The organism is Clostridium sp. HBUAS56010 (assembly GCF_007115105.1).
In the GTDB taxonomy this organism is placed as follows: domain Bacteria; phylum Bacillota; class Clostridia; order Lachnospirales; family Lachnospiraceae; genus Lacrimispora.
Map to the genome: position 1 here is coordinate 27,236 of NZ_SULJ01000017.1, position 7,502 is coordinate 34,737.

Consider the following 7,502-nt stretch of genomic DNA (forward strand, 5'->3'; position numbering starts at 1 on the left):
GAATGTATTATACTACCCTTTTTAGGTTTGGTCAAGCCCTATTTTATTTTTTTAAATCAGCGTAAAATGTCTCTCAAAAAGAGGTGTCCTAAGACACCTGCTTCTAAGAGGTGGTTTCATTGCCACGTTGCTGATTAACCGTCTCAGCCGGAACAGAACTGACTGGGTGTTCTTCTGAAGTATTTGTTGTATCTTTGGTCTCTTTAATTTCTTCGGATTCTTCTAAGTCTTCGGACTCCTCGTTATCAGAATCACCGACTACCGGAGTCTCAAACACTCCTTTTATTGTTACCGGTTTTCCGATCTTCGGTGATACACCGCCAAGAAGGAACGTATATTCCTTTCCCTGTTCCAATCCGGTTACATTAATTTCACAATACTCTGAATCTGTATAAGAAACCTTAGCGGAATAGACAGTTCCATCCTGGTCCTTTACGGAAACCGTTGGATTCTTCCACTTCACCTTTGTTTTAAAGTTTACCATGACCAGACCATTCTCATAGTCTACATAGTCTATCTTTACCTTTTCATTTGAATTGCTCTCATCAGAATTCGCTTCTTCACCCGAAGAAGCCAGGGCAGTTTCCGAAGGTATTGTCTGTGCCTGCGTTGTCTGCACCGGAGTCTGGATCTGAGTTTCCTCAACCGGTTTAACCGGTGCTGTCTCCTCTGCAGAAACAACTTCTGTACGACTTTCTGTCTTTTGCTCTTCTGAGGCGGCAATCTTATGATCTGCTGTGGTCTCTTCGGTTACTCCCGTCTTTCCTCCTACCGCATAGGAACGCTCCGTGATAACCCTCGCAATCTCTTCCATAGATAGAGATGACAGTTCCTTCATATCTTCTATCGTCAGGGATTGATTCTGGGCAATTAATTCTCTTAGAAAATACGCTTTTCCATAAGATATATCATATTCAGAAGCCAGTTTCTTCACGGAATCCTCTTCAACAACCTGCTGATCGTATACAACCGCCTTTAACTGTCTCTCCTCCAGGGTACTCTGAATATCATTCACCACAGCAAAACGCAGATCTTTGGCCTTCTTTACACTGTCATTGGCAACGGTAACCAGTATCGCATTATCCACATCAGTCAGATATCCATGAGTTACCATGGAACCAATAACTGCATTCACTGCAACATTTAAATCCACACCCTTTAAATCCATTTGATCCATAATATTTCTGGCATCTTCATTCAAAGCCTTTGCAGAAAGAACCCTGTTGCTTCTGTTTACCGATAGTTCCACACTGGGATTTACATCAATTCCAATTACGGAATCCACTCTTCCGTTTTGGTATGTATATGTCCCTCCAGCCAGTGCAATCATACAAAAACAAGCTGCAATTAATGTAGCGATCACTCTCTGCCTGATTGCAAACACTGGTTTTACCGGGCTTTTATCATCTTCCTGAGGAGTGCTTAAATCAATCTGATCCAAAACATCCGGCATCAGATCCAAAGTAGCAGACTTTAAGCAGGCTTCGATCTGTTCTTTATTTAATTGTCTGCGATTATGTTGATTCATATCAAAGCCTACTCCTCTCTCATATAATTTTCCAGTTTTTTAATAGCGCGGTTATATCTTGAAAGTGCCGTTGCCAAAGGAATCTTTAGACTGGAAGCAATCTCCCTGTGCTTCATGCCTGCAGAAACGTGAAGCAAAACCACCTCTCGCTCCTCTTCTTTTAAAATCTGAAGAGCAGCCAGAAGTACCATCTTATCTGCCGCCATTTCTATCTCCCGGCATACTTCACCAGCTTCCTGCCCGGTTAAATCATCTATTGTTACATCTGAATCATGTTTTTGTTCCCGGAATTTCATATAACATAGATTCCGTGCAATCGTAAACATCCAGGCTAACGGCTTTCCCTGGGATTTATAGCTTTTTGCAGAAGTCCATATCTTTAAATAAGCTTCCTGCATGATTTCCTCTGCATCCTGGGGATTCTTTACAATGGACAGAATAAAACTGTACATGGCACGATCTGTATTCTGATATAGCTGCCGAAATGCCTCCTGGTCACCCTCTGCGACTTTATGAAGAAGTCTCTCGTCGCTCAAACGGCCATAATATACAGGCCCGTCAAGGCTCATCAATCCCATAAAAAGCATGGTTCCGATTTCCTTTCTACTAAGTTAATGCGGTTTGCTGTCATCTTATTGCATAAATTGGAAAATATTTATTTCCTCATTTTTCCACTCCAAAACCGCTTTCTGCCGTTATGATCAAACAGCACCGTTTATCCGTTTCAGTTACTTTTCTTATAATTTCTTCTTTTAACCAATCTCTTTTCTTTTTATTATACTCCCTGGGGAAAACCAGATCAAAGATCAAGTTGATCTGGTCTTTTCCATCAATCAGGCGAAAATCATGAAAGGTTATCCGTGCATCGATCCCATGAATCACATTCTCCAGCATACTGCCAAATTCCAAAACTCTTTCATTCTTAGTCTCTACCGGGTCCATATGGATAACCAGAAAAATTCCAAATTTTCTTAAGGCTTCTCTTTCAATCCGGTCCACAATTTCATGGGATATTTCTACACTTACATCATTTGGAACTTCCGCATGAATGGAGGCCATGCTCTTTGATGGACCATAATCGTGGACAATTAAATCATGGCTTCCAACAATTCCCTCATAACTTTCCACAAATTCTGTTATCTCACGATAAAGTTTGGGGTCAATCGGTTCTCCGATTAAAGGAGCCAGAGTCTCCTTGGCAATATTAACACCTGCCAGCATAACAATTACTGACACGACAAGACCCACAAAACCGTCAATATTAAGCCCCCATATACCATAAACTCCAACTGATAAAATAGTCGCAGAAGTAGTAACCACATCGCCAATAGAATCGGCAGCAGTTGCTTTCATAACAGACGATTGTATTCGTTTTCCCAGCGTATGGTTGAAAAATCCCAGCCACAGCTTTGCAAACACAGAAAGGAACAAGATCACAAGGGTTATAAACTTAAATGACATTTCTTCCGGGTGCAGCACTTTACCCAATGAAGTTTTAAATAGGGAAAATCCCACCTGTATAACAAGGAATGCCACAATAAACGCCGCAATATATTCCACCCTTCCATGTCCAAAGGGATGATCTTCATCTGCCGGTTTCCCAGCCATCTTCACTCCAATAAATCCAATAATCGAAGAAGCAGCATCCGATAGATTATTAAAGGCATCAGCCATGACAGAAATACTATTAACTAAAATACCAGCGAAAAACTTGGCACAAAACAGCAGAATATTGCAGCAGATTCCTACCGTACTTGCCATCAATCCATACCGGGTACGCACCTGAATATCTTCTGTATTTTTGTAATCTTTAACGAAAATCTTCACCAAAAATTCAGTCATAGTTCTCCCTCTCTGGCTTCTCTCCTAATCTTTATAATATACTTTCTCCAAAAACAGCCCTTCCGAAGGAGCGGTAAACCCAGCCTTACTCCGGTCTTTTGCTGACATAATCTCCATAAGCTCTTCCGGCTTTCTCTTTCCTTCCCCCACTTCAATCAAAGTTCCCGTCAGAATCCTTACCATATGATATAAAAAACCATCTGCTGTAAAACGTATCTGAATACGGCTTCCCTGTTCCTCCACATCAATTCTTTTTATGGTACGGACTGTAGACTTCTTCATCTTGCGGTTTCCGCAAAAACTCTTAAAATCATGTTCTCCTAAAAGGATGGATGCAGCCTTTTTCATAGCTTCTGCATCAAGGGTCTTTCCAAAACCGTAGATATATTTTCTTTCAAATACCCGTTTTTTCTGTGACATCTCAATCCGATACAAATAAGTCTTTTCAACGGCATTCAAACGGCTATGGAAACGATCCGCCACACGAACAGTATCTTTTACAAAAATGTCTTCTGGTAAATACTGATTGAGATATTCTGTTATTTCCTTTTCTGCGTAACTCTCATCAACATGAAAATTAGCCACCTGATTATAAGCATGTACTCCCGCATCGGTTCTTCCTGATCCGTGAACTTCTACTGGGCTTCCAGTCATTTTCTCTAAGACACTTTCAATCTTTCCCTGTATGGTCTTGTCTGTATTCCCCTGCTTCTGCCATCCATCATAACGGCTTCCATCATATTCTAAGTCTATTCGATAATTTTTTAACATGTGTATTCTCCATTCTTTTGGAAATTAATAAAAAACCTATAGTAAATAACGTTCCAAAAACAATTCCGCCGCAGTCCAGCCACACATCCGAAATTTGTCCTGACCTGCCTTCTATAAACAATTGAATTGTCTCATCAATAAACGGTACCAAAAAACCAATTATAATATGAACTGACCACCGTATTTCTCTTTTTAATTCCAGGGACCTCATACAGCCATAAAGCAATACACCTAAAACTGAATATTCTAAAAAATGTCCCGTCTTCCTAATAATATGCTCCGTCAGCCATCCCGCATTTAATTGAAATTTTTGAAAAATCTCCTGAATAATCTGTAAGACTCTTCCACTATCTTCGGATGAAACTGCTGAAACTTTCATGGAATTGGAATATATAAACAAAATGTACAATACTACAACTATAATCCATAAATGCTTCCTTTTCATCTATGCTTCCTCAATATACCGCATTTATCCACAAGATCTGCGGCTCTTTTCAAATCCTCCTCATCCTGAACCAGTGCCATACGGACAAAACCTTCTCCCGATGGTCCAAATGCACTTCCCGGAGTCACCAGAACACCTGCTTCTTCTATTAATTTTACGGTAAACTCCATTGAATCAGAAAAACCTTCTGGAATCTCCGCCCAAATAAACATGGTCGCCTTAGAACGCTCAAACTTCCAGCCAATCCGATAAAAGCTGTCACAAAGAACATCTCTCCTCTTTTCATAGGCTCTTCTGGTAGACTCCACACAGGACTGATCCCCTGTTATGGCTGCAATAGCGGCTTTCTGTATAGGAAGAAACATTCCATAATCCATATTCGACTTTAGAGCCTTTAATTTTTCAACTACCTCTCTGTTACCAACACAAAAACCGATTCTGGCTCCTGCCAGTCCATAAGTTTTGGAAAGTGAGTTGAATTCTACACCAACTTCTTTTGCGCCCTGGAACCTTAGAAAACTTCCTGATTCTGTTCCATCAAAAACCAATTCACTATAAGCATTGTCGTGAAGAACAATAATATTATATTTCTTTGCAAACTCAATCAGCTCCTCATAAAAAGAATCGGGAGCGATTGCAGTAGTCGGATTATTGGGATAAGAAATGATCATGAATTTTGCTTGCTCTGCAACCTCTTTGGGAATGTCAGATAGGTCAATTATATAATCATTTTCTTTCTTCTGAGACATGTAAAAAAGATTTGCTCCTACCAGTACAGGTCCATCTGCAAAAACTGGATAACAGGGATCTGGCACAAGAACAATATCACCTTCATTCACAAGGGATAAGGCAATATGAGCCAAACCTTCCTGAGAACCTAATAGAGAACAAATCTCCAACTCAGGGTTAAGATTGACTCTATATCTTTTCTTATACCAGACGGCAACTGCTTCCAGAAGTTCTTTCTGATCACGGATTGCATAAATGTAATTTTCCGGTTTCGCTGCTGCATCGCACAAAGCATCTCTGATATGTTTTGCAGGCGGTATATTGGGTGTTCCTACACTTAAATCAATTACTTCTTCTCCCTGCTCTTGCTTTTGCCGCTTCAGCTCCAGCAACTTAGAAAAAATTCCTTCTCCAAAACGGTCCATTCGATTTGAAAAATCCATTGGGTTCTTCTACCTCTGTCTTTTCGTAATTTTATAATGTAAGTTATTATAGTACAAAGGGCATTATAACACAAGGACAGCTATTAAAATAGTCCCCCAAAGCGCTCTTAACTGCACATTGGGGGTATATCTTTTCTTTCTTCAATTATTTAAGGTCCTATCGTTACAGGAACGCCTAAATTACAATAACTCCATAGCACATCCATTACATCATTATCAACAGCTACGCATCCATGGGTATCACCATCAGGAACTCTGCAACCGTGAATCATAATAGCCCCACCAAGAGGCGTATCCCAGGGCGGCTGTCTGCCTTCAAGATTGGCATTTATGATCTCATCCCGCTGATCTGCTGTTATAATGCCATCTGCATATCCTCTTTCCGCATCTTTAATTGCCGGATAAGAAAGACCAAGGGAAAGATAAGCCACACTCTTATCATTCCTGGTACAAACGTAAAATTCTCCGCTTGGCGTTCTCATATCTCCCTCTACCTTTTTATTCCCTTCCGCTGAAGAGGCACCTAAAGAAACTGGATACTCTGCAATCAGTACACCATTTTGTTTGAGAGAAAGAGTTTTCAGACGTTTACTCACATATATGGTTACACCATTTGTAGTTTTAACGTGGTCAGAGAGTCTGGCACCAGGTCCTGATATGGGTTTTGATTCCTGACCTGCATATCCAGGAATGCTTAGAGATGCGGCAACTATTAAAATAAGCATTCCACATGCCAGACGTTTACGATGACTTAAATATTTCCCTATACGATTCATAATCTCATTCATGTTTCCTACATTACACCTTTCCTTTTATTGTACATTTCCTTTGTTATGGACTCCATGGTTAAACTGCCTGTCCCTTCATTAAATATGACATACTTCTTTGCACCAGTTCTTTAATCCCGGCTCGTTCCTTCAAAACACATAATATAAGCCATTACTGTCTGAAAACATCCTTCAATTCCAGTGGAACCGCTATCAAGGCAAAGATGATAATTCTGTGCCTTTCCCCACTCACAGCCTGTATAATACTGATAATATTCCTTTCGCTTCCGGTCAACCTCCCGGATTCTATTCTCCATTGTCTGCAGCTCTATGCCTGTATCAAGTAAATCCATACGTTTCATGCGTTTTTCTATATTCGCATAAATAAAAAGATTAATACTGTCGTCGAGAACCCGGTCTGCACAACGGCCAACAATCACACAAGGCCCCTGTTCTGCCAGCTTACGAATGACACGAGTCTGTGCCAGAAAAACCTGATCCGACATAGGAACCTCATAAGAAAGGGAAAAAGGTGTATACCTCTGTTCAGCCAAAGACTTCTGTAATACGGGTATTTTTTCAACATAATGCAGAAACTTTTCCTCTGTCAGCCCGCACTCCTCCGCTGATAGGGCAATCAATTCTTTATCATAGAACGGAATATTAAGTTCTTTTGCCAGCCTGATTCCTAATTCCCTGCCGCCACTTCCAAACTCTCTGCTTATTGTTATCACTTTGTCCAAAGTACGTCCCTCCTTCTCTTACCTTGCAGTCATAAGAAATACATTCTTAGCCCAACCTCATAATATAAGGATTCTATATCTAAATTTTACCATATTTTCATATGCCTGTACACCTTAACTCTATTATACACAGTTTTTTCCATTTATCCAAAAATAAAATTCTTAATCTTTTTATAAACGGAAAAACAGGCTTCCGAAAATCGGAAACCTGCCCTTATCTTTTGTATGTAGAGC

General features: G+C 40.2%; 8 protein-coding genes. All 8 read right to left on the minus strand.

Features of this window, described 5'->3' with window-relative positions; genetic code table 11:
• Positions 1-103 precede the first annotated feature (103 nt).
• Positions 104-1,528 carry a hypothetical protein gene (locus tag FAY33_RS17940; protein WP_143322607.1) on the minus strand — a complete coding sequence of 475 codons (1,425 nt, stop codon included), beginning with the start codon at positions 1,526-1,528 and terminating at the stop codon, positions 104-106.
• Positions 1,529-1,536: 8 nt separating this feature from the next.
• On the minus strand, positions 1,537-2,115 hold the full coding sequence (locus FAY33_RS17945) for an RNA polymerase sigma factor (RefSeq protein WP_143322608.1): 579 nt from the start codon (positions 2,113-2,115) through the stop codon (positions 1,537-1,539).
• A 76-nt stretch (positions 2,116-2,191) separates the two neighbouring features.
• Positions 2,192-3,370, minus strand: a complete 1,179-nt coding sequence (locus FAY33_RS17950) for a cation diffusion facilitator family transporter (protein WP_143322609.1) — start codon at positions 3,368-3,370, stop codon at positions 2,192-2,194.
• Between the two features lie 24 nt (positions 3,371-3,394).
• Positions 3,395-4,141: a tRNA pseudouridine(38-40) synthase TruA gene (gene truA, locus FAY33_RS17955; RefSeq protein WP_143322610.1), complete on the minus strand. Its 747-nt coding sequence runs from the start codon at positions 4,139-4,141 to the stop codon at positions 3,395-3,397.
• On the minus strand, positions 4,107-4,586 hold the full coding sequence (locus FAY33_RS17960; RefSeq protein WP_143322611.1) for a VanZ family protein: 480 nt from the start codon (positions 4,584-4,586) through the stop codon (positions 4,107-4,109). The genes truA and FAY33_RS17960 overlap by 35 nt, the downstream gene beginning before the upstream one ends.
• Positions 4,583-5,758, minus strand: coding sequence for an aminotransferase class I/II-fold pyridoxal phosphate-dependent enzyme (locus FAY33_RS17965; protein WP_143322612.1), 1,176 nt, complete (start codon positions 5,756-5,758; stop codon positions 4,583-4,585). The genes FAY33_RS17960 and FAY33_RS17965 overlap by 4 nt, the downstream gene beginning before the upstream one ends.
• Before the next feature lie 149 nt (positions 5,759-5,907).
• Positions 5,908-6,546: a L,D-transpeptidase gene (locus FAY33_RS17970; protein ID WP_243126825.1), complete on the minus strand. Its 639-nt coding sequence runs from the start codon at positions 6,544-6,546 to the stop codon at positions 5,908-5,910.
• A gap of 110 nt (positions 6,547-6,656) precedes the next feature.
• Positions 6,657-7,259 (minus strand): cytidylate kinase-like family protein, encoded by a 603-nt coding sequence (locus FAY33_RS17975; RefSeq protein ID WP_347562720.1) that lies wholly within the window; start codon positions 7,257-7,259, stop codon positions 6,657-6,659.
• Positions 7,260-7,502 lie beyond the last annotated feature (243 nt).